Origin of the sequence: Acidovorax sp. PRC11 (assembly GCF_031844105.1) — a bacterium.
GTDB lineage: Bacteria > Pseudomonadota > Gammaproteobacteria > Burkholderiales > Burkholderiaceae_C > Paracidovorax.
The window spans coordinates 17,418-39,946 of record NZ_JAUZUQ010000003.1 but is presented as its reverse complement, the minus strand read 5'-3'; the positions used below and the strand labels follow the sequence as shown (position 1 = coordinate 39,946).

At 72.2% G+C, this 22,529-nt stretch carries 21 protein-coding genes and 1 pseudogene; 9 read left to right on the top strand and 13 right to left on the bottom strand.

Translation table 11 applies throughout. The annotated features are described in order from the left end of the window. Positions 1–163 precede the first annotated feature (163 nt). Together Q9R47_RS04150 and Q9R47_RS04145 are read left to right on the top strand one after the other, a co-directional pair. A complete protein-coding gene (locus Q9R47_RS04150; RefSeq protein WP_311231944.1) occupies positions 164–340 on the top strand; it encodes a hypothetical protein in 177 nt (58 codons plus the stop codon). 143 nt (positions 341–483) lie between these two features. After that, positions 484–1,188, top strand: a pseudogene (locus Q9R47_RS04145) (Crp/Fnr family transcriptional regulator); the annotation flags it as partial. Between the two features lie 355 nt (positions 1,189–1,543). On the opposite strand, the gene Q9R47_RS04140 reads toward Q9R47_RS04145, so the two are convergent. The 8 genes from Q9R47_RS04140 to msrA form a co-directional block, all read right to left on the bottom strand. Continuing rightward, positions 1,544–3,700 (bottom strand): TonB-dependent receptor domain-containing protein, encoded by a 2,157-nt coding sequence (locus Q9R47_RS04140; protein WP_311231942.1) that lies wholly within the window; start codon positions 3,698–3,700, stop codon positions 1,544–1,546. Positions 3,701–3,986: 286 nt separating this feature from the next. Continuing rightward, positions 3,987–4,484 (bottom strand): hypothetical protein, encoded by a 498-nt coding sequence (locus Q9R47_RS04135; RefSeq protein WP_311231941.1) that lies wholly within the window; start codon positions 4,482–4,484, stop codon positions 3,987–3,989. Continuing rightward, positions 4,481–5,068 (bottom strand): DUF3299 domain-containing protein, encoded by a 588-nt coding sequence (locus Q9R47_RS04130; protein WP_311231940.1) that lies wholly within the window; start codon positions 5,066–5,068, stop codon positions 4,481–4,483. The genes Q9R47_RS04135 and Q9R47_RS04130 overlap by 4 nt, the downstream gene beginning before the upstream one ends. Before the next feature lie 77 nt (positions 5,069–5,145). After that, positions 5,146–5,433 carry a hypothetical protein gene (locus Q9R47_RS04125; RefSeq protein ID WP_311231939.1) on the bottom strand — a complete coding sequence of 96 codons (288 nt, stop codon included), beginning with the start codon at positions 5,431–5,433 and terminating at the stop codon, positions 5,146–5,148. Between the two features lie 68 nt (positions 5,434–5,501). Continuing rightward, positions 5,502–6,779 carry an ABC transporter permease gene (locus Q9R47_RS04120; RefSeq protein WP_311231938.1) on the bottom strand — a complete coding sequence of 426 codons (1,278 nt, stop codon included), beginning with the start codon at positions 6,777–6,779 and terminating at the stop codon, positions 5,502–5,504. Next, on the bottom strand, positions 6,776–7,483 hold the full coding sequence (locus tag Q9R47_RS04115) for an ATP-binding cassette domain-containing protein (RefSeq protein ID WP_311231937.1): 708 nt from the start codon (positions 7,481–7,483) through the stop codon (positions 6,776–6,778). The genes Q9R47_RS04120 and Q9R47_RS04115 overlap by 4 nt, the downstream gene beginning before the upstream one ends. Continuing rightward, entirely contained in the window at positions 7,480–8,001 is a 522-nt protein-coding gene (locus tag Q9R47_RS04110) for a transcriptional repressor (RefSeq protein WP_311231936.1), read from the bottom strand. Before Q9R47_RS04110 ends, Q9R47_RS04115 begins: the two co-directional genes overlap by 4 nt. 124 nt (positions 8,002–8,125) lie before the next feature. Beyond that, on the bottom strand, positions 8,126–8,665 hold the full coding sequence (gene msrA, locus Q9R47_RS04105) for a peptide-methionine (S)-S-oxide reductase MsrA (protein WP_311231935.1): 540 nt from the start codon (positions 8,663–8,665) through the stop codon (positions 8,126–8,128). 130 nt (positions 8,666–8,795) lie between these two features. Here msrA and Q9R47_RS04100 point away from each other — a divergent pair, with 130 nt between their 5' ends. The 4 genes from Q9R47_RS04100 to Q9R47_RS04085 all read left to right on the top strand — a co-directional run bounded on the left by Q9R47_RS04100 (position 8,796) and on the right by Q9R47_RS04085 (position 12,109). After that, positions 8,796–9,470 (top strand): TetR/AcrR family transcriptional regulator, encoded by a 675-nt coding sequence (locus Q9R47_RS04100; RefSeq protein WP_311231934.1) that lies wholly within the window; start codon positions 8,796–8,798, stop codon positions 9,468–9,470. Between the two features lie 49 nt (positions 9,471–9,519). Then, positions 9,520–10,230, top strand: a complete 711-nt coding sequence (locus Q9R47_RS04095) for a protein-L-isoaspartate O-methyltransferase (protein ID WP_311231933.1) — start codon at positions 9,520–9,522, stop codon at positions 10,228–10,230. Between the two features lie 49 nt (positions 10,231–10,279). After that, positions 10,280–10,630 (top strand): rhodanese-like domain-containing protein, encoded by a 351-nt coding sequence (locus Q9R47_RS04090; RefSeq protein WP_311231932.1) that lies wholly within the window; start codon positions 10,280–10,282, stop codon positions 10,628–10,630. A 114-nt stretch (positions 10,631–10,744) separates the two neighbouring features. Beyond that, the gene (locus Q9R47_RS04085; RefSeq protein ID WP_311231931.1) at positions 10,745–12,109 is read left to right on the top strand and encodes a TolC family outer membrane protein; all 1,365 of its coding nucleotides are present in this window, start codon (positions 10,745–10,747) and stop codon (positions 12,107–12,109) included. A gap of 38 nt (positions 12,110–12,147) precedes the next feature. Here the strand turns inward: Q9R47_RS04085 and Q9R47_RS04080 are convergent, their stop codons facing one another. The 5 genes from Q9R47_RS04080 to Q9R47_RS04060 all read right to left on the bottom strand — a co-directional run bounded on the left by Q9R47_RS04080 (position 12,148) and on the right by Q9R47_RS04060 (position 18,931). Next, positions 12,148–14,841: a bifunctional acetate--CoA ligase family protein/GNAT family N-acetyltransferase gene (locus Q9R47_RS04080; RefSeq protein WP_311231930.1), complete on the bottom strand. Its 2,694-nt coding sequence runs from the start codon at positions 14,839–14,841 to the stop codon at positions 12,148–12,150. 115 nt (positions 14,842–14,956) lie between these two features. Further along, positions 14,957–15,268: a chemotaxis protein gene (locus Q9R47_RS04075; protein WP_404977090.1), complete on the bottom strand. Its 312-nt coding sequence runs from the start codon at positions 15,266–15,268 to the stop codon at positions 14,957–14,959. 177 nt (positions 15,269–15,445) lie between these two features. Continuing rightward, positions 15,446–16,750 (bottom strand): 3-deoxy-D-manno-octulosonic acid transferase, encoded by a 1,305-nt coding sequence (locus Q9R47_RS04070; RefSeq protein ID WP_404977097.1) that lies wholly within the window; start codon positions 16,748–16,750, stop codon positions 15,446–15,448. 29 nt (positions 16,751–16,779) lie between these two features. Further along, on the bottom strand, positions 16,780–17,532 hold the full coding sequence (locus tag Q9R47_RS04065) for a carbon-nitrogen hydrolase family protein (protein ID WP_311231928.1): 753 nt from the start codon (positions 17,530–17,532) through the stop codon (positions 16,780–16,782). Positions 17,533–17,542: 10 nt separating this feature from the next. Then, complete coding sequence (locus Q9R47_RS04060) at positions 17,543–18,931, bottom strand: phosphomannomutase/phosphoglucomutase (RefSeq protein WP_311231927.1); 1,389 nt, start codon at positions 18,929–18,931, stop codon at positions 17,543–17,545. A gap of 252 nt (positions 18,932–19,183) precedes the next feature. Here Q9R47_RS04060 and Q9R47_RS04055 point away from each other — a divergent pair, with 252 nt between their 5' ends. The 3 genes from Q9R47_RS04055 to Q9R47_RS04045 all read left to right on the top strand — a co-directional run bounded on the left by Q9R47_RS04055 (position 19,184) and on the right by Q9R47_RS04045 (position 22,467). Next, positions 19,184–20,860, top strand: a complete 1,677-nt coding sequence (locus tag Q9R47_RS04055; protein ID WP_311231926.1) for an Ada metal-binding domain-containing protein — start codon at positions 19,184–19,186, stop codon at positions 20,858–20,860. A gap of 84 nt (positions 20,861–20,944) precedes the next feature. After that, positions 20,945–21,553 carry a methylated-DNA--[protein]-cysteine S-methyltransferase gene (locus Q9R47_RS04050; RefSeq protein ID WP_311231925.1) on the top strand — a complete coding sequence of 203 codons (609 nt, stop codon included), beginning with the start codon at positions 20,945–20,947 and terminating at the stop codon, positions 21,551–21,553. Beyond that, positions 21,550–22,467 carry a DMT family transporter gene (locus Q9R47_RS04045; protein ID WP_311231924.1) on the top strand — a complete coding sequence of 306 codons (918 nt, stop codon included), beginning with the start codon at positions 21,550–21,552 and terminating at the stop codon, positions 22,465–22,467. Before Q9R47_RS04050 ends, Q9R47_RS04045 begins: the two co-directional genes overlap by 4 nt. The last annotated feature ends 62 nt before the right edge of the window (positions 22,468–22,529 follow it).

Below are 22,529 nucleotides of genomic sequence, written 5' to 3'. Positions count from 1 at the left end.
AACGGCCATTGAATGCGTTGGTTCGCGTCAGGTCTGTTCGCTGCCGCACATCGGCAGCACGCTGCTCGCCGGGTGATTCGTGCGTGCGCTGGCGCACAGATCGGCGACGGCCCATCGGGTAAAAAAACCCACCCGCGGCATGGCCGCGACGAAAGGCCCAGACATGCACGACGACCCCGCCCCCCATGCCCCCGTGCCGCCCGAACTGCGCCCCGTGCGCACCGTGGAGCACCTGCAGGCCGCGCTCGCGCGGGCGCTGGAGCAGATCGAGGATCTCGAAGAAGAAAAGCGCCAGCTGAAGCAGGCAGCCAACCATGCGCTCTGGCTGACTGCCCTGTAGTGCGCGCCGCGGGCCCCCGGCCCTGCCTTCCGCACCGTGCGGACCCGGGTATCGCGCCCCTATGTTCGCTATCGAACAGAGAAATCGAAAAACTTTACCTATATTGCACTTGCACCCACCACTTCACGACCAACACCATGCGCATGCCATTGAGGATTTCCGAGGTATCACGCAACGCGCTGGTGGGTGCGCTGGATGAAGCCGATCTGCAGCGATGGCTTCCATTCATGGAGGTGGTGGACCTGCCCGCGGGCAAGGTGCTCTCCGAAGAGGGCGTGAAAACCAGCCATGTCTACTTTCCGCTCACTGCCATCGTCTCGAAGCTGCACATGATGGAGAACGGCTCGTCCGCGGAGATCGCGGTCATCGGCAATGAGGGCCTGGTGGGCATGTCCGTGGTGATGGGCGAGATCTCCGGCGCCATCCGGGCCGTGGTGCTGATCAGGGGCGCCGCCGTGCGCATGCACACGGACTTCCTCAGCCGAGAAGTGGCCCTTCCGCACATCCAGCGGCTGCTGCTGCGCTTCATCCAGGCACTCATCCTGCAGATGTCGCACACCGCAGCGTGCAACCGTCACCATGTGCTCGACCAGCAATTGTGCCGCTGGCTGCTGTTGCGCCTGGACCGCGTGCAGGGCAATGACCTGCTGATGACGCAGGAACTGATCGCCACGATGCTCGGCGTGCGGCGCGAAGGGGTGACCGAAGCCGCCACGAAGCTGCAGAAGGCGGGGCTGATCCGCTATGCCAGGGGCCGCATCGAGATCGTCGACCGTGCCGGGCTGGAGCAGCGGTCGTGCGAATGCTACAGCGTCGTCAAGAAAATCTACGACCGGCTGCTGCCGCGGCACGCACCGACCTCCCACGACGCGGCGCCTTACCTCCAGCCGCAGGGTTTCGCCACGGGCTTCGCCAGGAGCCCGTCCTCTTCCTGGCCGCACATCGCCGCGGAGGCGCCGGCCCCCGGCCCCCGGCGTGTCGCGCTGCCGGCCTCGCAGTTCGCGGTCCGGCACCTGCCGGAGCACATCCGCGTGCCGCGTGAGCCGACCGACATGCCGGACGGATCGATGCAGCTGCCGTTGCCGGGCGTGGTGCCGCAAGCGCCTTTCGGCGCGGTCTGACCCTCGCCCTCCAGGGACGTATAGGGACGCCCGGCAGCGCGGCGGAGCCCCCGGCGCTCGCGGGCCCGGGCTCCGGCGTTTCTCAGAAGTCGACCCTCACCCCGACCTTCAGGCTGCGCCCCGGCAGCGGCGCCTTCGGGAACGCCGTCGTCGTCAGGATCGAGGTCGGGCTGTAGGCGAGCTTGTCGGTGATGTTGTCCAGCCGCGCATACCAGAGCGCATTGCTGCGCGTGGCGCCGAACTGCCACTGCGTCCGGTAGCCCAGCGAGGCGTTCCAGAGCGTGTAGCCACCCGTGGCGCGGGTGCCGTCGTCGGGCACGCGGTCCTGCGCAGCCACGTAGTCGAAGCCCAGGCCGGCACGCCACGGGCCGCTCGCCCACTGCAGGGTGCTGCCCAGGCGGAAGGGCGCGATGCGCGGCAGCGGCTGGCCGGTGTCGCGGTTGGTGGCGCGCACGACGTCGCCGCGCAGCTGCAGGTCCAGCGTGGAGGCGTCGCCGATCAGGCGCGACGACTGCGCCAGCAGGCCAGTCTGGCCCACGAGGCGCACGCTGCCGCTCGCCTCCAGCCCGTGGAAGCGCGCGCGCACGCCCTGGTAGCGGTACTCGGGCAGCGCGCCGTCCGTGCCCGCGGGCACCGGGTCGCCCTCTTCCGAGCGTAGCAGGCCGGTGGGCGTGAGGCCGATGTAGTTGCTGAACTGGCTCACGAAGGCCGTGGCGGCGAAGCGGTTCGGCCCGCTCTTCCAGGCCGCGCCCACGTCCACGCTGGTCGCCTTCTCCAGGCCGAGGGTGGGATCGCCCGTCTCCCAGGCGGCGGTGGCCACATGCGGGCCGTTGGCGAACAGCTCGTAGTCTTTCGGCGCGCGCTGGGTGTACGAGAGGTTGGACGTCAGCTGCCACGCGGGCGTGAGGTTGAACAGCGCGCCCACCGCGGCGCTGTGCGGATGGAAGTCTCGCTTCCCGACGGCGAAGCGGTCGATGCCCTGGCTGCCGAACGACTCGACCGTGTCGCGCTCGGTGCGGGCGCCGAAGGTCAGCTTACCCCAGTCCATGCCCAGCTCTTCATGCACGAAGAGCGCCGTGCTGCGGCTGCGGCTGCGCGGGGCGAATGCCTCTTCGCCCTCGGCCGAGAAACGGGAGGATTCGGCCTGCAGACCGATCACGCCCTGCAGCCGTCCGACGGGCGCATGCTTCGCCTCGACGCGCAGATCGTTGCCGCGGTTGCGGAACGTGGTGCCGGGCTCGCCGCCCTCGTACTCGGTGTGCCGGTAGTCGGTGTGGCTGGCCTGCACGCGCACGCTCTCCAGCGGGCCGGCGCCGAAGCGCCACATGCCGTCCAGCGCATAGCGGTTGGAGCGCATGCCGATGGTCACGTCGTCCTCGGCGACAGTGCCGTAGTCGCTGCGGTAGGTGCTCGCGGATAGGCCCAGGTAGCCGCGGTCGAAAAAGGCCGTGCCGCCCACGGCGCCGCCGCGCGTATGGCTGGCGGAATTGCAGATGCGCCGGGACAGGCCGGGCGACCCGGGCTTCTCGCAGCCCAGCTCGACGGGCACGCGCACGTCGTCGGTGTCGCGGTCGAACACGTCGGCATGCAGCGCGAAGCGGTCGTTGCCGCCCTCCACCATCGCTGCGCCCGCGCGCTCCCGGTTGCCGGTGGCGGCCGAGGCTTCGGCCTTGCCGTCCACGCCGTTCAACGGCTCGCGCGGAATGCGGTTGTCGATCACGTTCACCACCCCACCGACGGCGCTGCCGCCGTAGAGCAGCGCGGCCGGCCCGCGCAGCACCTCGATGCGCTCGGTGGTGAGGGCCTCGGTGGGCACGGCATGGTCGAAGCTCAGGGCCGACGCATCCAGCGTGGCGCCGCTGTTCTGCAGCACGCGGATGCGGTCGCCGTCGAGGCCGCGGATGATGGGCCGGCTGGCGTTGGGCCCGAAGTAGGTGCTGCTCACGCCGGGCAGGCCGTCCAGCGTCTGGCCCAGCGTGGATTCGGTGCGCAGCGTGAGATCGTCGCCCGACAGCTGTGCGGCGGGCACGACCACGGCATCGGCGCCCAGCGGGTTGCCGGTGACGGTCACTTCGGGCAACCGGACACGCGCAGCGGCGGCCGCATCGGTGGCGGCCGTCTGCGCGTGCGCGCCGGAAGCGAGCAGCAGTACGGCGCACGCCAGCGGATGGAGCGCGGCGCGGACCGGACGGCCGGCACGGTTCGACCGGAGGGAGCAGGCAAGGGTATGGGGTGTCATGGCAAGGAAGGGCAAGAGAGAGGGAAAAAGAAAAAAGGGACGCGCGGCGGCCACCGCCCGCCGCGCGCTGCAGTGGCGCGCTCGGCGTTGCCAACGCGGGCACGCACGCAGGACGCAGCAACGCGCCCGGCGCGTCCGGAGGTCGCAAAAAAACGATCAGGGAAGGGATGGTGTGGCACCGGAGGCCCGAAGGTCCCCGGTACCGCGCGAGCGGCGCGAACAGCGCGAGCAGCCCAAAGGCAGGCCCGCAAGAAGCCCCTGAGGGAGGCCCGACGGGCCGCGGCTGCTACGCCGAAGCGGCCAGGCCGGCCGGAGGGGCGCGCGCGAGGCGGGTGAGCGGCGGGCGGGCCCCGATGCCGGTGGCGGGCACCCCGCGCGGTGCGGGGGCGGCCGCGGGAGCGGCCCCCGGCAGCAGCGCAGACAGCAAGGCCGCGCCGAAAAGCGAATGGTCCAGCAGCGTGCAGTCGCTGCCCGCATGCCCGGCGAACAGCGCTTCCAGCATGCCGGCAGGATGGGCATGCGGCGGGTGCCGCACGGCAGCCTGGTCGATCTCCGGGCGCGCGGCGTGCGCCGGGCCGGCCGACGGCAGCGCGACCGCGCCCATCCCCTGCGCCGCGGGCCCGTGCACCACCTGGTGCATGCGGCCCAGCGCCGGCGCCAGCGACATGGCCACGGCCAGCATGAACCACAGCCACAGCGCCAGCGCGCGTGACCGCGCCGGCCCGGCTCCGGCCGGCAGGTGGACGCCCCTGGCGCCGCGGTGGGTGGCTGCGGCGCGGATCACTTCACGGGCTCGGCGTTGACCATGCGGTAGAAGAGCCCGTACTCGTCATTGCCCAGCAGCCTGAATTCGCCCTCGACCACGACCGGCTCCAGCGAATACGGCACGCCCACAGAGGCCTTGACCTCCACCATGCTCTCGGGCCCGCCGGGAATACAGAACGCACAGGTGAGCGGCACGGAAGTCAGCAGGAAATGCCGCTGCAGCGGGCGGGTGTCCATCGGGACCATGAACCCCTGGATGCGCTGCACCTTGCCGTCGAGCACCTTCTGCTCGGCGTTGAACACGGGCGCGATACGGGTCTTGAGCGTCTTCTTGGTGAGACCCGTCAGCGTGGACCACGGCACCACGTCCTCGCGACGCGGCAGCGGCTTGATCGGGCTCTGCGGACTGTGGTAGCCCGCGCCGGTGCCTGCAGGCAACCCGCCCGCACCGGGAGGGCCGCCCAGCGGCGGCGACAGCGGCGGCTGGGCGCCCGCTCCTCCCGCCGGTGCCTGCGCGGAAGGCGTGCCCGCAGCCATGCACGCACCCGCCCAGGCCATGGCGCAGGCGGCCGTTCCGGCAACGACGAGGAGGGAGGGTTTCATGGAGCGAATACAACTTTCCGGCTCTGCCATTTTCCACGATGTGGCGGTCTTACGGCAGAGCAATCCCATGCCAGGCTCTAGTGCTGGTGCTTCATCCCGCAGTACTTGCCGATCGCCAGCCCCTTGCAGGCGGCCTGCAGATCCTTCACGCACTGGTCGTGGCCCTTGCCGGCCTCCAGGCATTTGGCCGCGGCCTCGTGGGCGGCGGCCATGGCACGGTGGCGCTGCACGTCGGCCTGGATCTCCTTGTCGCCGTGGGCATGGGGTTCCTTCGTGTCCTGCGCATGGGCGGCAGAGAAGGCGCCCAGCGCCAGCAGCGGGGCGCAGGCCAGCGCAATGATGGATCGGGCAAGGGAGCGGCGCATGGTGTGGTTCCTTTTGAACGATGGGAGGAGGGAAACGAAAACAGGCGGTGGATGCCGCAGCACCGGACTCATGGGCGACCCAGCAGTTCGGCCACGTCCACCCGGCAGGCCTGGACAGCGGGCAGGATTGCAGAGGCGAAAGCCAGGACCGCCGCCAGACCGGGAACGGCCCATTCGCCGGGCAGCCAGAGTGCGCCGGTCACCGGCATGGCGTTCTGGGCGGCGAGCAGGCGCCCCACGCCCTCGGCGAGCAGGTGCCCCACCGCCAGGCCGAGCACCGAGGCCAGCAGGGCGAGCCACAGCGCCTCGCATAGCAGCAGGCTGCCCACGCGCACGGGCGGCGCGCCCAGCATGCGCAGCATGGCCAGGTCGGCACGGCGCTCGCGCACCGCGTTCCAGAGGGCGATGAACACGCTCAGCCCGGCCACGCCCAGCAGCACGCCGCCAAAGGCGCGCAGCACGTCGGCGCCCACGCCGAGCAGGCGGACCAGCCGGGTGATCTCCACGGCGGGTGCCGCGGCCTGCATGGGGGTGGTGGCATTGATGGCACGCGGCAGCGTCACCGCGGCGAGCGGGCTGCGCCAGCGCACCAGCGCCAGCGTGATCTCGCGCTCCTGGCGCAGCACCGCGAGGTCATCCGGGTCGTCCGCCTGCGCGGACTCGTGGACCTGCCACACCGATTCGGTGGCGGTGAGCACCAGCCGGTCGAGCACGCAGCCGCAGGGCGCGAGCACGCCCGCCACGCGGTAGGGATGGCCGCCATGCTCCTCGCCGCCCGGCGCGAGGCCGTGTGTTCCGAAGAATGTGCGGCCCAGCAGCCCCTGCGCGCCGGCGGCGGGGTGCCCGTCGCCGCCGGGCCCACGCGCCGCGCGCTGCATGGCGACCGCCACCGAGGCACCCAGCACGGCTTCCATGGGCGCGTTCCAGAGCCGACCGGCCACCAGTTCCGTGCCATAGTGCGCTGGGTATTCGTGCGTGGTGCCCACGATGCGGTAACCCGCGAAGCTGTCGCCCAGGCTGATCGGGATCGCCTGGGCCACCAGCGGGTTGCGCCGCAGGGCTTCGAAATCCTCCAGGGCGATGTTGCCCGGCGGCACGTCGATGTGGAACACGCCCGCCAGGATCAGCTGCAGGGGGCTGCCCTTGGCCCCGACCACCAGGTCGATGCCCTGCACGTCGCGCTCGAAGCCGCGGTCCACCTGGGTGGCCACGAGCAGCACCAGCGTCACCGCCGCCAGCCCGAGCGTGAGCAGCAGCAGGTTGAGCGCCGAAGTGAGCGGCCTGGACCAGAGATAGCGCCACGCCAGCCGGGGCACGCTGCCGGCGCGCAGGGTCGCCGCGCTCATGGCCCCCTCCTTCCGCCGGAACCTGCGGCGCCGCGCGGGTCCCCTGCGCCGGCGCCGAGGAGCATCGACACCGTACCGGGCCGGGCCTCCAGGGCCTGCACCGCGCGCCGGTCGTGCGTGGCGACGACCAGCGTGGCCGTGCAGTCCGCCGCGCAGGCCATGAGCAGCGCCAGCGCGGCCTGCGCGGCACCGTCGTCGAGGCTGGCGGTGGGTTCGTCGGCCAGCAGCACGCGCGGCGACAGCAGCACCGCTCGCGCCAGCGCCACGCGCTGGGCCTGGCCGCCGGAGAGCTCGTGCGGCCGCCGCCCGGCGAATGCGCCCAGATCCAGCCGGCCCAGCACATCGGCGATCGCCCGGTCGTCGCGCGGCAGGCCGGCGGCGAAGAACGGCAGCGCCAGGTTCTCCGCGACCGACAGTGCCGGCGACAGGTGCAGCGCCTGCGGCAGAAAGCCGAGGTGGCGCGCCCGCCAGCCGTCGCGTGCCGCGCGCGGCAGTGCCCCTGGCCCCGCGAGCGTCTGGCCGGCCACCACGAGCGTGCCTTCGGTGGCGGTGCGCAGGCCGGCGGCGAGCGCCAGCCAGGTGGACTTGCCGGAACCCGAGGGACCGCGCAGCAGCAGGCAGCCGCCCTGCGGCAGGTCGGCATCGGGGAACCGGAGGGGGGCGCCACCGGCATGTGCGAACGCCAGCGCGCGGGAACGGATCATCCGCGCGCAGCTCCGGCCTGCGCGCAGTCCGCACAGCGCCCCTGCACGGCGATGTCCGCGGCAAGCTGCTCGTGCCCGGCCGCAGCCAGTGCCTGCAGCACGCGCCGCATCGCCGCCCGCAGCGGCGCGGCGCCGTCCGCGATGCGGATCTGCCGGTGGCAGTCGGTGCATTCGAAACGCGGCGCCCAGCGCTCGGCGGGCGTGCCGGCGAGCGTGTAGCGGGTGACGCGCTGTCCGTCCACGTGGCGCTCCAGCAGTCCGGCCACGGCGAGGCGGTCCAGCAGGCGGTAGACGGTGACGCGGTTGGCGGGCACGCCCCGGCGCTCCAGCGCGGCCACCACCTCGGTGCCGGACCGCGCGGCCGACGGATCGGACTCCATGAGCGCGAGCACCGCCCGGGTGGCGCGCGTGGAGCGCAGGCCCTGGGGAAGCGCGCGCTCCGGGGCCGCGGGTGCGGTGGCCCGCGCCGGGGACGGCGCAGCGCGGGAAGAACGCGGAGTACGGACGGAAGCAGGCATGGCGGGCTCGCACGCCCTGCCCTCTTCCAGATCAGCCGGGCCGGAACCCGGGCGGCGGGAAGAGGCCTGGCGCGCGCTGGTTAATGCAATCGGGTTGCATTATGCATACGCCGCCCCGCGCGCCTCATTCGGGCTTCAGATAGCGCGAGAAGGTCTTTCGGAACTTCTCGACCTTGGGGCCCACGACGAAGGCGCAGTACCCCTGCTCCGGGTGCTGCAGGTAGTAGTCCTGGTGGTAGTCCTCGGCGGGCCAGTACGACTCCAGCGGCTCCACTTCCGTCACGACCGGCGCGCCGAACAGGCGGTCCTGCGTCAGCTGCCGGACCATGGCTTCGGCGATCTCCTGCTGCTCGGGGGTGCTGGTGTAGATGCCGCTGCGGTACTGCGGTCCCACATCGTTGCCCTGGCGGTTGAGCGTGGTCGGGTCGTGCGTGGCGAAGAAGATTTCCAGGATCTCGCGCAGGCCGATCACGGCCGGATCGAAGGTGAGGCGCACCACCTCCGCATGGCCCGTGGTGCCCGAGCAGACCTGTTCGTAGGTGGGCCGGGCCACATGGCCGTTGGCATAGCCGCTCTCGACGTCGGTCACGCCGCGCACACGGTCGAAGACCGCTTCGGTGCACCAGAAGCAGCCGCCGCCCAACGTGATGGTTTCTGAACCCATGGAAAACCTCGCTGTGAAGAAAACGATACGGTAGAGGCGCCGCGGCGCCGCGCATGTGGGAATTGTCCGCGCTGGCGCGTTGACTCCGTCGCGCGGGGTCGCTACATTACTAACCAGTCAGTCATTAATTATGGTGTCCCCCGCTTCTGCTCCCTCTTCCACGTCGCCTGCGCCCGTGCCTTCGCCCCGGCGTGCACGGCGCAAGGACGCGCGCCCCGGCGAGCTGATCGACGCGGCGCTCGATCTGTTCGTCGAGAAGGGCTATGCCGCCACGAAGGTGGACGAGGTGGCCGCGCGTGCCGGCGTCTCCAAGGGCACGCTGTTCCTGTATTTCCCCAGCAAGGAAGACCTGTTCAAGGAGGTCGTGCGCCACAACATGGGCCGCCACTTCGCCGAATGGGACGTGGAGATCGAGCAGTACCCGCACGGCACGTCCGAGCTGCTGCGCCATGCCTATGACCTCTGGTGGACGCACATCGGCTCCACCAAGGCGTCGGGCCTGTCCAAGCTGATCCTGAGCGAGGCGCACAACTTTCCCGACATCGCGGCGTTCTACCGCGCCGAGGTCGTCCTGCCGAGCAACCGCCTGATCCGGCGCATCCTGGAGCGCGGCGTGGCGCGCGGAGAATTCCGCCCGCTCGACCTGGACTGCGCCGTGCAGGTCGTCGTCGCGCCGCTGGTGTTCATGATGATGTGGCGCCACTCCGGCGTCTGCATGCCCGAGTCGCAGGACGTGACCCCGCAGCGCTTCATCGACGCGCAGCTCGACAACCTGCTGGCGGGCTTTTGCGTGCGCCCGGCCTAGAATCGTGGGTTTGTCCCGACCTGACCCCCGTGCACCGGAGAAATCCCCCATGACCCTTCCCTACAACACGACTGCCGACGCGAGCGATCCCGTGACCCTGGCCCGCTACAACATGATCGAGCAGCAGATCCGCCCCTGGAACGTGCTCGACACCGACGTGCTGGACCTGCTGAACGTCGTGCGCCGCGAGGATTTCGTGCCGGTCGCCTACCGCGGCATGGCTTTCATGGACATGGAGATCCCGCTGAATCCGTCCGCCGAGGAAGCCCAGCGCCTCGGCCAGTGCATGCTGGCCCCGCGCGTGGAAGCCCGCCTGCTGCAGGACCTGCAGGTGCGCCCCACCGACCGCGTGCTGGAGATCGGCACCGGCTCCGGGTACATGGCCGCCCTGCTCGCGCATCGCGCGGAGCACGTGGTCAGCCTGGAGATCGTGCCCGACCTGGTCGAGTTCGCGCGTGAGAACCTGCTCGGCGCGGGCATCGACAATGTGGTCGTGCGCCAGGGTGACGGCGCGCGCGATGCGATCGCCGACGGTCCGTTCGACGTGATCTTGCTGAGCGGCTCGGTGCACGAGGTGCCCCAGAACCTGCTGGCCCTGCTGCGCGAAGGCGGCCGCCTGGCCGCGATCACCGGCGACGAACCCGTGATGCGCGCGACCTTCGTGCGCCGCGCGGGCGACCGCTTCGCCGCCAGCACCCCCTGGGACACCAACGCGGCGCGCCTGCTGAACTTCCCGGAGCGCCCGCGCTTCACGTTCTGAGCGGCGCGAGCGTCCCCCTCTCTTCTTTCCTGACACAGGACTCCCTTCCATGATCGACCACGTACGTCCCGCCCAGCTCGACGAATGGTTCTCCGCCGCAGCCGGCGGCGGCCGCCCCCTGGTGCTGGACGTGCGCGAGCCCTGGGAACTGCAGACCGCCAGCGTGCGCGCGGCGGAGGGCGGCGGCTTCGACGTCGTCGCCATTCCCATGGGCGAGATCCCCGCCCGGCTCGAAGAACTGGAAGCGGAGCGCCCCGTCGCCTGCCTGTGCCACCACGGCATGCGCAGCCTGCGCGTGGCGGCCTTCCTCGAACAGCACGGATTCCAGCGGCTGGCCAACATCTCGGGCGGCATCGACGCCTGGTCGCACGAGCGCGATCCCGGGGTGCCCCGCTACTGACCTCGCCGGGCCGGCCGGCACGCGCCCGCCTCCCCAGGGAGCCGGGCGGGAATGCGGCCGCCCGTCGGAATCCGACCACCGGTTCATCTGCCAGGAAAGAGACGCTTGTCCGCCATGACCTTCCTCCGTTCGCCCTCCTCCCGCGGTGCAGCTACCGCCCGCGCACTGTGGCTCGCGCTTCCCGTGGTGTCCTCGCTGTGGGTCGCCGCCCCGGCATCGGCGCAGAGCCTGCCGGCGCTCTACGACCTCGCGCAGGGCTACGACGCGCCGCTGCAGTCCGCGCTCGCGGAGGCCCGTGCGGCGGTGAGCCGCGCCGAGCAGGCCCGCGCAGGCCTGCTGCCGAGCGCGGGCCTGTCGGCCGGCGCGTCGTACACGCGCACCGACGTGAACCGCCCGCCGATCGATCTCTCGACACCGCAGCAGACCGCGGGCATCACGGCATCGCAGCCGCTCTACCGGCCCGCCAACCGGATCGCCTTCGAGCAGGGACAGCGCGGGGTGGACATCGCCCAGGCCCGCCTGGAGGCCGCCCAGCAGGACCTGATCGTGCGGTTGTCGCAGGCGTATTTCGACGTGCTGGCAGCGCGCGACACGCTCGACACCCTGCGCGCCCAGAAGGCGGCAGTGTCGGAGCAGCGCGCTTCGGCGCAGCGCAATTTTGAGGTCGGCAATGCGACCATCACGGACTCGCGCGAGGCGCAGGCCCGCTTCGACCTGGTCGAGGCGCAGGAGATCGCGGCAGACAACGACCTGCGCGTGAAGCAGCTGGCGCTGGACCAGCTCGTGGGCCGTCCGGGCACCTCGCCGCTGCCGCTCGCCCTGCCCGTGCAACTGCCGGCCGTGGTGCCCGACACGGTCGAGACCTGGGTACGCACCGCCGAGGAGCTGCAGCCCCAGGTGCGCCAGGCCGCCATCGCGCTGGACGTGGCGCGGCTCGAAATCCGCAAGGCCGAGACGGGCCACCTGCCGACGGTGGACCTGCAGGCAGGCTACCAGGCGGCCCGCAATCCCAATGGCACCGTGACCGCGCCGCACCTGCATTCCAACGCGCGCAACGCCAGCATCGGCGTGCAGATGACGCTGCCGCTGTTCGCCGGCTTCGCGGTGCAGAACCGCATCCGCGAAACCCTGTCGCTGGAGGACAAGGCGGTGGCGGATCTGGACAATGCCCGCCGCACGGTGGCGCAGGCCGTGCGCAGCGCCTTCTTCGGCGTGCAGTCCGGCCGGGGCCAGGTGCGTGCGCTGGAGGCCGCGGAAGTCTCGAGCCAGAGCGCGCTGGACGCCAACCGGCTCGGCTACCAGGTCGGCGTGCGCGTGAACATCGACGTGCTCAACGCCCAGAGCCAGCTCTACCAGACCCGGCGCGACCTCGCGCAGGCGCGCTACAACGTGCTGCTCGGGTCGCTGCGGCTGCGCCAGGCCGCGGGCACGCTGACGCCGGACGACCTGCGGCCGATCGAGGCAATTTCGGCCCGCTGACGGCCCACCGGGGCGTCCCGCGCGCCGGCCGTGCACCGTCAGAGCTGGTGCGCCACGAGCTTGAACTCCGGATCGTCCGGATACGCCCGCACCTCGAACCCCAGACGGCGCATGAGCTTGAGCATGCTCGGGTTGTGCGAGAGCACCAGGCCCTGGATCTCGGTCAGGCCCTTGTCGCGGGCCGCTTCCATGATGCTCAGCATCAGCCGCGATCCCAGCCCGCGGCCGTTGAAATCGTCGGCCACCACCAGCGCGAATTCACAGCTGGTCTGGTCCGGGTTGGTCACGTAGCGGGAGACGCCCACGATGCGCTCGGTGCCGCGGATCTCGCCGTCCTCGCCCGCGCTGCGCTCGCGGTGGACGGCGACCAGGGCCATTTCGCGGTCGTAGTCGATGAGCGTGAAGCGCGCGAGCATGGGCGCGGGCAGCTCCGCGATCTGCGAGATGTAGCGGAAGTACCGGCTTTCGGGCGAAAGCTCCTTCACCAGCCGCTGCAGCATCTGCGCATCGTCCGGCCGCACGGGCCTCACGAGGAACTCGCCGCCGCCGCGCATCGGCCAGATCTGCTCGTAGCGCGCCGGGTACGGCAGGATCGCCAGGTGCCCGTAGCCCTCGCTGCGGCCGCCGGTGCCCTGGGCGGTGTCGCGCACGACGATGCGTGCATCCACCGCCACCACGCCGCCCGCATCCACGATGAGCGGGTTGATGTCCATCTCGCGCAGCTGCGGCAGCGCGCACACCATTTCGGAGACGCGCAGCAGCGTCTGCTCCAGCGCGTCGCGGTCCACCGCGCTCGCGCCGCGCCATTCGCCCAGCGTCTCGGCCACGCGCGAGCGCTCGATGAGCCGGCGCGCGAGGAACTGGTTGAGCGGCGGCAGCTCCATCGCGCGGTCGTCGATCAGCTCGATCATGGTGCCGCCCGCGCCGAAGGTGATCACCGGGCCGAACGGGTCGTCCGTCACCAGGCCGATGCAGATCTCCCGGCCGCGCCGCGCGCGCGCCATCTTCTGCACCGTCACGCCGTTGATGCGCGCGCCCGGCTGCAGGCGCGCCACGCGCTGCACCATGTCGGTGTAGGCGTCGCGCGCGGCCGTGCCGCTGTGGATGTCGAGCGCCACGCCGCCCACGTCGGACTTGTGCGAGATGTCGGGCGAATCGATCTTCAGCGCCACGGGGAAGCCCAGCTGCGTGGCGATCATCATCGCCTCGTGCGCGCTGCGGGCCAGCAGCGTCTTGGTCACGGGCACCTGGAACGCGGCCAGCAGCGTCTTCGACTCCATCTCGGTGAGCACCTGGCGGCGCTCGGCCAGCACGCTTTCGATCAGCAGGCGCGCGCCCTCGATGTCGGGCTTGGACAGCGCCGACAGCGGCGGCGGCGTCTGCTGCAGCAATTGCTGGTTCTGGTAGAACGAGGCGATGTTGCCGAAGGCGCCCACGGCCGCCTCGGGCGTGCGGAAATTCGGGATGGCCGCGGCGCGCAGCACCTCGCGTGCCGGGCCGACGGTGGCGTCGCCCATCCAGCAGGCCAGCAGCGGCTTGCCCATCAGGCGCTTGGCCTCGGCGAGCGCCGTGGCCACTTCGGCGGGATCGGTGCCGGCCTTGGGCGAATGGATGGCCAGCACGCCGTCGATCTGGCGGTCTTTCTCGGCGGCGTCGATGGCGGCGCGGTAATGGGCGGGCCCCGCCTCTTCCGACAGGTCCATCAGGTCCGTGAGGGATGCGAGCGGCGGCAGTTGCGGCGCCAGCGCGCGCGCCGACTCGGGAGAGAGCCGCCCCATCTCCAGCAGGATCTCGTTCACCCAGTCGGCGGCGAGCACGCCCGGGCCGCCGCCGTTGGTGACGAGCGCGAGCCGCTTGCCCACCGGCCGGTAGCGCGAGGCCAGGCACTTGGCGGCCGAGAACAGCTCCACGAACGAACGCACGCGCACGGCGCCCGCGCGTCGCAGGGCCGCGTCGAACACGTCGTCGCTGCCCACGATGGCGCCGCTGTGGGTCTGCGCGGCCTCGTTGCCGGCGGGCTTGCGGCCGGCCTTCAGCACCACCACCGGCTTGGCGTTGGCGGCCGAGCGCAGCGCGCTCATGAAGCGGCGCGCACTGCCGATGCCTTCCATGTACACCACGATGCTCTGGGTGCGCCCGTCGTTCGCGAGGAAGTCCAGCACCTGGGCGATGTCCACGTCGGTGTGGGGCCCGAGGGACACCACGGTGGAAAAGCCCACGGCGTTCTTGTGCGCCCAGTCGAGGATGGACGCCGTGAGCGCGCCCGACTGGCATACGAGCGCGAGCGAGCCCTCGCGTGCCAGCGGCCCGGCCGCGCTCGCATTGAGTTGCAGGTGGGGTCGCTGCAGGCCGAGGGAATTCGGGCCCAGCAGGTGCATGCCTTCGCGGCGCGCGATCTTCTTGAGCTGCAGCGCACCGTCGGCGTCGATGCCGTGCGACAGCACCAGCGCGGCGCGGCAGCCGATGCGGCCGGCGACTTCGAGCGCCGCGGCCGTGTCCTGCGGCTGCTGGGCGATCACGGCGAGATCGGCGCGTGTCTGCGCCAGATCGGCCAGCGTGCCGCTGGTGTGGATGTCGAGGAACTGCAGCGTGCCCGTGAAGCGCTGCGCGCGCAGGGCCTCGTGCAGGGCGCGTGCGGCCGGGGTGAGGGAGTCGGGTGCGTCGGCCCGGCCCGCCAGCACGGCGATGGAACTGGGCGCGAACAGCGGGGTGAGGTAGTGCTTTTCGATCATGTGGCAGCCCGCCGGCACCGGTGGCGCCCGGGGGAGCCGCCATTGTGCGGCATGGCCCCCCGGCAGCGCCTGCGCTGCGGCAAAACCCCGGGTCTTTCCGGCCTGCGGAGCCGGATCAGGCCGCGAGCTGCCGCACCGCGCCCGCGGCGCCCGGCAAACGGAACACCGACACCGCCCCCACCAGCTGCTCCGCCTGTGCCCGCAGGCTGGAAGCCGCCGCGGCGCTTTGTTCGACCAGCGCGGCGTTCTGCTGCGTGGCCTGGTCCATCTGCACCACGGCCTCTCCCACCTGCGAGACACGGATGTTCGTCTGGAAGGCGATGCCGTCGATCAGGCCGATGATGTCCGCGATCCGGCGCGAGGCCTGTTCGGTACGCGACGACAGGTCGGTATTGCCCTGCGCCATCTCGGCACTTGCCGTGGCCACGCTCTCCGCATTCGCGCGCACGCCGCCGACCAACCTGAATGGATACTGACTCGCCGATCGGGGTTGGCTATGGCGGCGAAAGGGGTTCTTTATCCGTCGTGCCGAGCGGGCGGCCGGGTCGACGGCACCGGCAACACCTTCGGGCACGCCGCCGAGCATCCAGGCGCGGGACCTGCGCTACCCGATCGCACCGCAACCGGCCTCGCCCGCGGGAACCGGCCTTTCGCCGTACAGCACGCCGGCCACCGCCTCGGCCGTGGCCAGGGCCGCGCCCCGGTGGGCGGCGGAAAATTCCAGCGCCCGCAGCTCCAGCGCCGACTGCCGCGGAGCGTCGAGCACCAGCGCCTCGGCGGTGGCGACGGCCTGCGCCATGCCGTCCACGCGCAGCGCGGCGCCGGCCAGCGCCGCATTGTCCGCGGCCTCGGCGAAATTGAACGTGTGCGGCCCCATCACCACCGGGCATCCGCAGGCGGCGGCCTCGATGAGGTTCTGCCCCCCCAGCGGCGCAAAACTGCCGCCCAGCAGCGCGGCATGCGCCAGGCCGTAGTAGAGGACCATCTCGCCCATCGAATCGCCCAGCCACACGTCGGCCGGCGCGGGCGCGGCGCCCCAGGCGCTGCGGCACGACACGCTCAGGCCCGCGGCCTCGAGCTGCGCGCGCACCTCGGCGAACCGCTGCGGATGGCGCGGCACGATGAGCCACTGGACGGGCCGTGCCGCTCCGGCCCCAGTCCGCGACAGGGCTTCCAGCCACATCGACTCCTCGCCTTCCCGGCTGCTCGCCAGCAGCGCCACGGGGCGCCGTTCCGCGCCGCGCCATGCGCGCCCCTGGGCCAGCTGCGCCGCATCGGGCACCACGTCGAACTTGAGGTTGCCGAACACCCCCCCGACGTGCGCGCCGGCTGCGCGCAGACGCCCGGCATCGCCTTCGCTCTGCGCCCACACCTCGGCCAGCGCGCCATAGGCCGGGCGCGACAGCCACGCCAGCCGCCGCGCGCCGGCCAGCGAGCGCGCGTTGAGCCGCGCGTTCGCCAGCACCAGCGGCACGCCGCGCGCCCGGCATCCGGCGATCAGGTTGGGCCAGACCTCGGTCTCCATGAGCACGCCGATGGCGGGCCGGAAGCGTTCCAGGAAGCGGCCCACGGCCGCGGGCGTGTCCCAGGGCTGCCAGACCTGCAGATCGCCGGGCTGCAGCAGTTTCGCGCCTTCGGCCCGGCCCGTGGCCGTGCCGTGCGTGAGCAGCAGCCGCATGCCGGGCAACAGCGGACGCAGCACGCCGAGCAGGATGGCTGCGGCCCGGGTCTCGCCCAGCGATACCGCATGGATCCAGACGAGCGGGCCGGACGCTGCCGCGGATGCACCGGTCGCCCCGAGGGCATCGCCGTACCGGCCGAAGCGCTCCTCGACCGCGTGCGCATACCCGGGTTCGGCACCGGCGCGCCGCCGGAGCTTGCGCCGCAGCAGCGGCTGGGCGCCCACCATGAGCGCGGAATACAGCAGGCGTGCCGGGTTCACGGCGCGACGGGGCGCGCGTGCGCGGTCCAGCCCGAAGGCGAGCGTTCCGCGACGACCAGCCAGTCGCCCGTGCCCGGGGCCTCGGCCAGCAACGCGCCGTCCGGGGCCCAGAAGGCACTGCGGCCCACGCAGGCATAGCCGCCGGTGGGCGCGCCGTGGTTGGCCAGCAGCACCGCCATGCCGCAGCGCCTCGCATGGCCCTGGGCGCAGGCCGTATCGTGGGCATGGCCCCCGTCCGACACCACCACGCCCGCGGCGTAGAGCGCCGCGCCCGCACGCGCGGCGGCGTCGGCGTGCACGGCATGGCCGATGTCCGCGCACACGGCCATCGCCACGGGCAGGCCCGAGAAATCCTGCACCTGCGCGTCTTCGGTCCCTGCCTCGGCGTGCGCTTCCTCGCCGGGGTGCAGGTGGCGCTTGCGGTAGACCTGCGTGCCGCCGTCCGCGCGGAACGTGATCGCGCCGATGCCCGGCCTGCCGCCCGGCCGCTCCGCAGGGGCCGGCGTACCGACCACCAGCGACATGCCGTGGCGCCGCGCGGCCTCCCGCAGCGGCGCGAAGGCCTGGTCCTCCGGCGCGCGGGCCCAGTGCTCCAGTGCCGGCAGGTCGTAGCCGGTGAGCGACAGCTCCGGGAACACCAGCACGTTCACGCCGGCATCCGCTGCCGCCTGGGCGAACCGCAGGTGGGTGTCGATGTTGGCCGCCGGCCCGCCGGGCCGCGATGTGGTCTGGGCCGCTGCGACGCGCATGGCGGGGCGCTCAGTGCGCGGCCGCGCCCGGGGTCGCGCCGGGCTTCACGCGCTGCAGCAGCTGCATCATGGCGGACTCGATGCGGTGCAGCGCCTCGGGCGTGTGGCCCTCGAAGCGCAGCACCAGCACGGGCGTGGTGTTGCTCGCGCGGATCAGGCCGAAACCGTCCGGCCAGTCCACGCGCAGCCCGTCGATGGCGCTGATGCGCGCGGGCTCGGGGAAGGCCTCCTGGGCCATGGCCTGCAGCTCGGCCGTGAGGCGGTGCGGCTCGCCCTCTTCGCAGGCCACGTTCAGCTCGGGCGTGGAGTGGCTCGTGGGCAGGCCGTTGAGCACCGCGCTCGGGTCGTCGTGGCGGCTCAGGATCTCCAGCAGGCGGCAGCCGGCGTAGGTGCCGTCGTCGAAGCCGAACCAGCGCTCCTTGAAGAAGATGTGGCCGCTCATCTCGCCGCCGAGCGGGGAGTCGAGTTCCTTCATGCGCGCCTTGATGAGCGAATGGCCCGTCTTGTACATCACTGCCTGGCCGCCCGCGGCCTCGATCGCCGGCGCCAGGCGCTGCGTGCATTTCACGTCGAACAGGATGGGCGCGCCCGGCACGCGCGAGAGCACGTCGCGCGCGAACAGCATCATCTGGCGGTCGGGGAAGATGTTCTGGCCGTCCTTGGTGACGATGCCCAGCCGGTCGCCGTCGCCGTCGAAGGCCAGGCCCAGTTCCGCGTCGCTCTCCTGCAGCGCGCGGATCAGGTCGCGCAGGTTCTCGGGCTTGCTCGGATCGGGATGGTGGTTGGGGAAATTGCCGTCCACCTGCGAGAACAGTTCGATCACTTCACAGCCCAGGGCCCGGAAGATGCCGGGCGCCGACGCGCCGGCGATGCCGTTGCCGCTGTCCACCACGATCTTCATCGGGCGCTCGAGCTTCACGTCGGAGGTGATGCGCTGCACGTAGGCGGGCAGCACGTCGGCCTGCCGCACCGAACCGCCGGGCTGCAGGTCCCAGCTTTCTTCTTCCATGGTGCGGCGCAGGCCCTGGATCTCGTCGCCGTAGATCGCACGGCCGGCCAGCACCATCTTGAAGCCGTTGTAGTCCTTGGGGTTGTGGCTGCCGGTCACCTGGATGCCGCTCTGGCACAGGGTATGCGCAGCGAAGTACAGCATCGGCGTGGTGACCGCGCCGACGTCGATCACCTCGATGCCCGCATCCACCAGGCCGGCGATGAGCGCCTGCGACAGCGCGGGGCCCGACAAGCGACCATCCCGGCCCACCGCCACCGTGGCCTGGCCCTCGCGCCGGGCCGCCGTGCCGAAGGCCCGGCCGAGCGCGCGCGCCACTTCTTCGGTCAGGGTGCTCGGCACGATGCCGCGGATGTCGTAGGCCTTGAAGATGGCGGAATGGAGCTGCACGGAGGGTTCCTTTGCTGGCAGGGATGAAGGCACCGGCTGCGCAAGGGCCTGCGCACCGGCGTCCGGATCGGGTCCGCACCGGCGGGGCCGGCGGGTCGCGGGGAATTGTAGGCGTCGGGCGACCCGGCGGAGCGGTCGCGGCGCGTAGGCTGAGGCCGCATTCTCAGCCGACGCACGGCCGCGTTCCGGGCGTCCGGGGAGATGTCCGGAAACGGCCAGCCAGCGTCAGGGGCGCGGCCTATGATGCCCTCCATGCCCCGCCCCACCCCTCCTGCCACCCCGGCCGTCGATGCACTCGACGAGGCCCGCTACCTGGCGCTCGCCGCGCGGGACGCGCGCTTCGACGGCCGGTTCTTCACCGGGGTGACGTCGACCGGCATCTACTGCCGGCCGGTGTGCGCCGTCCGTACGCCGCGCCGCGAGAACTGCCGGTTCTTCACGCTTGCCGCCCAGGCGGAAAGCGCGGGCTTCCGCCCGTGCCTGCGTTGCCGGCCGGAACTGGCCCCCCGCCTGCCGGCCTGGTCGATCCAGGACGCGCAGGGCATCCTGGTGCGCGAGGCCCTGCGCTGCCTGGATGCCGAAGGCGCCCTCTGGGACGGCGCGGCGGCAGGCGCGCAACAGGGCCCCGGCGCCCGGGACGGAGCCGCGCCCATCCAGCGCGTGGCGGCGCGCCTGGGCGTGAGCGACCGCCACCTGCGGCGGGTGTTCGAATCGGCCCTGGGCATTTCCCCGCTGCAGTACCTGCAGACCCGCCGCCTGCTGGCCGCCAAGCAACTGCTGACCGACACGGCCCTGCCCGTCACCTCCGTCGCGATGGCGAGCGGGTTCGGCAGCGTGCGCCGGTTCAACGCGGCGTTCACGCAGCACTATGGCCTGCAGCCGACCGCCCTGCGCCGCTCGGGCGACGCGCTGGACATCGGTGCCGCCGCAGGCGCGGTGCGGCTGGGCTTCCGGCCGCCTCTCGACGCGCCGGCCCTGCTGGCGTTCTTCGCGCAGCGCCGTATCCAGGGCATGGAAGCCGTGGATGCGCAGGCACTGGAGCTGCGCCGCACCGTGCGGCTGCAGGATGCCGAAGGCCGTGCCTGCACGGGCTGGCTCGCCGCACGGTTCGACGCCGGGGCCGGGCCGCGCGGCGGGCCGCCGAAGCCCCAGGTGCACTTGCGGGTTTCAGCCAGCCTGTTACCGCTGCTGCCGGGCGTGATCGCCCGCGTGCGGGGCCTGTTCGATCTGGATGCCGACCCCGACGCGATCCATGCCGTGCTCCGGGCGGACTTCCCGCAGGGCGAGGGCCTGCGCGTGCCGGGGGCCTGGGATGGCTTCGAACTGGCGGTCCGGGCCGTGCTCGGCCAGCAGGTCACCGTGGCGGCCGCCCGCACGCTGGCCCAGCGGCTGGTGGAACGCTGGGGCGAATCCACCGAGACGCCGTGGCCGGAGCTCACCCGGCTGTTCCCCTCACCCGCCGCACTCGCTGCGTGCGAGCCCGACGCCCTCGGGCAGCTCGGCATCGTGCGCCAGCGGCAGGCAGCGATCCTGGCGTTGTCCCGCGCCGTGGCCGAGGGGCGCCTCGCGCTGCATGCCGCGGCCGATGTCGAGGCCACCCTGGCCGCGCTGCGTGCCCTGCCCGGCATCGGCGACTGGACGGCGCACTACATCGCGATGCGCGCACTGCGCTGGCCCGATGCCTTCCCCGCGGGCGACGTCGCGCTGCACAAGGCCCTCGGCGTCCGGTCGGCGCCCCGGCCGGCGCAGGCCGCCGAAGAGGCCTCGCAGGCCTGGCGCCCCTGGCGCAGCTATGCCGTGGTGCGCGCCTGGAGCGGCCTCGGCCGCACTGCGGCCGAGGACCCGCTCCCCGCTGGCAAGGCCGAGAAACCCTGCGCAAAACAGCGCCAAACGCCCGTGGAGCGCATGCCCCGGGATGCCGTCCGGTGACGCCCTCCGCCGCGCCTTCGTCTTCGTCTTCGTCTTCGCCTCCCGTTTCCGCCCTCTCCTTCCCATCCGCCACAGGCCGCCACCATGCCCATCGCGCAACTCTCTTCCCGCGTACAGACGCGCATCGCCACGCCGCTGGGCGACGTGCGCCTGGCCGCATCGCCGCACGGCCTTGCCGGCCTGTGGTTCGACGGCCAGCGGCACCAGCCCGCGGACCGGCTCGACGGTCCGGGCGCCTGGCCCGAAGACCCCACCCACCCGCTGCTGGCGGCCGCGGCCGCCCAGTTCCTGGAGTACCTGCAGGGCGCCCGCAGCCGCTTCGACGTGCCGCTGGATCTGGCAGCGGGCACGGCCTTCCAGCAGGAAGTCTGGCGGGCCCTGGCCGCCATTCCCCATGGCGCGGTGACGAGCTACGCGGCGCTCGCGCGGGACCTGGGCCGGCCGCTGGCCGTGCGGGCGGTGGGCGCGGCCGTGGGACGCAACCCCGTGAGCGTGATCGTGCCGTGCCACCGCGTGCTGGGCTCTGACGGAACCCTCACCGGCTATGCGGGCGGCCTGCCGCGCAAGACCGCCCTGCTGCGGATCGAAGGCGCACTGCCCGCACGCCTGCGCAGCCTGCCCCTCTGGCCGGGCGAAGGGGAGGCCGCCGATATCGGAGACTCTTCCGCGCCGGCCGCCGGAGCGCAGGCGTGAGCGCGGCGGCCGCCGCCGGGGCGCCGGCACGCGACTGGCTGGGCGAATTCCTGTTGCTGTCGGCGCTGTGGGGGGCGTCCTTCCTGTTCATGCGCATGGGCGCATCGGAGTTCGGACCGCTGCCCACGGCCGGGCTGCGCGTGGCGCTCGCGACGCTCTTCCTCTGGCCCATCCTGCTCCGCCAAGGACAATGGCCAGCCCTGCGCCGCCACTGGAAACCCATCCTGCTCGGCGGCATCGTCAACTCCGCCGTTCCCTTCGCGCTCTACGCCTGGGCCGTGCTGCACATCACCACCGGGCTGTCGTCCATCCTCAACGCCACCGTGCCGCTGTTCGGGGCACTGGTGGCCTGGATCTGGCTGGGCGACCGCATCGGCCGGCTGCGCTGGGCCGGACTGGCGCTGGGCTTTTTGGGCGTGGCCCTGCTGGCCTGGCGCGCCCCCGCGGCCATCGGCTTCAAGTCGGACCATGCAGGCTGGGCGATGGGCGCCTGCCTGCTGGCCACCACCTGCTACGCCGTCGGTGCCAGCTATACGCGCCGGTACCTCGTCGGGCTGCCGCCGCTGGCCACCGCCACCGGCAGCCAGCTGGGTGCGGCGCTGGCGCTCGCCGTGCCGGCGCTGTGGACCTGGCCCTCCCAGGCCCCCGGCCTGCGGGCCTGGGCCGCGATCATCGCCATCGCCGTGCTGTGCACCGGCATCGCCTACATCCTGTACTTCCGGCTGATCGCGCACGCCGGGCCCAGCCGCGCCCTGGCCGTCACGTTCCTGGCGCCGGTGTTCGCCGTGGCCTACGGCGTGCTGTTCCTCGGGGAGTCCGTGACGCCCTGGATGGTTCTGTGCGGAGGCATCATCGTGGGCGGCACCCTGCTGTCCACCGGGCTGGTGGGCGCGCGGCTGCGCAAGCGTGTGTAAACCCCGATACGGCCGGACGGACGCGGGCACGGTAGAGCTTTAAACTCGACCGTATGCCCGAT

Coding starts and splice junctions, on each gene's coding strand:
- Q9R47_RS04150 (WP_311231944.1), top strand. CDS start 164: ATGCACGACGACCCCGCCCCCCATGCCCCCGTGCCGCCCGAACTGCGC.
- Q9R47_RS04140 (WP_311231942.1), bottom strand. CDS start 3,700: ATGACACCCCATACCCTTGCCTGCTCCCTCCGGTCGAACCGTGCCGGC.
- Q9R47_RS04130 (WP_311231940.1), bottom strand. CDS start 5,068: ATGAAACCCTCCCTCCTCGTCGTTGCCGGAACGGCCGCCTGCGCCATG.
- Q9R47_RS04125 (WP_311231939.1), bottom strand. CDS start 5,433: ATGCGCCGCTCCCTTGCCCGATCCATCATTGCGCTGGCCTGCGCCCCG.
- Q9R47_RS04120 (WP_311231938.1), bottom strand. CDS start 6,779: ATGAGCGCGGCGACCCTGCGCGCCGGCAGCGTGCCCCGGCTGGCGTGG.
- Q9R47_RS04115 (WP_311231937.1), bottom strand. CDS start 7,483: ATGATCCGTTCCCGCGCGCTGGCGTTCGCACATGCCGGTGGCGCCCCC.
- Q9R47_RS04110 (WP_311231936.1), bottom strand. CDS start 8,001: ATGCCTGCTTCCGTCCGTACTCCGCGTTCTTCCCGCGCTGCGCCGTCC.
- msrA (WP_311231935.1), bottom strand. CDS start 8,665: ATGGGTTCAGAAACCATCACGTTGGGCGGCGGCTGCTTCTGGTGCACC.
- Q9R47_RS04100 (WP_311231934.1), top strand. CDS start 8,796: ATGGTGTCCCCCGCTTCTGCTCCCTCTTCCACGTCGCCTGCGCCCGTG.
- Q9R47_RS04095 (WP_311231933.1), top strand. CDS start 9,520: ATGACCCTTCCCTACAACACGACTGCCGACGCGAGCGATCCCGTGACC.
- Q9R47_RS04090 (WP_311231932.1), top strand. CDS start 10,280: ATGATCGACCACGTACGTCCCGCCCAGCTCGACGAATGGTTCTCCGCC.
- Q9R47_RS04085 (WP_311231931.1), top strand. CDS start 10,745: ATGACCTTCCTCCGTTCGCCCTCCTCCCGCGGTGCAGCTACCGCCCGC.
- Q9R47_RS04080 (WP_311231930.1), bottom strand. CDS start 14,841: ATGATCGAAAAGCACTACCTCACCCCGCTGTTCGCGCCCAGTTCCATC.
- Q9R47_RS04070 (WP_404977097.1), bottom strand. CDS start 16,750: ATGGTGGGCGCCCAGCCGCTGCTGCGGCGCAAGCTCCGGCGGCGCGCC.
- Q9R47_RS04065 (WP_311231928.1), bottom strand. CDS start 17,532: ATGCGCGTCGCAGCGGCCCAGACCACATCGCGGCCCGGCGGGCCGGCG.
- Q9R47_RS04055 (WP_311231926.1), top strand. CDS start 19,184: ATGCCCCGCCCCACCCCTCCTGCCACCCCGGCCGTCGATGCACTCGAC.
- Q9R47_RS04050 (WP_311231925.1), top strand. CDS start 20,945: ATGCCCATCGCGCAACTCTCTTCCCGCGTACAGACGCGCATCGCCACG.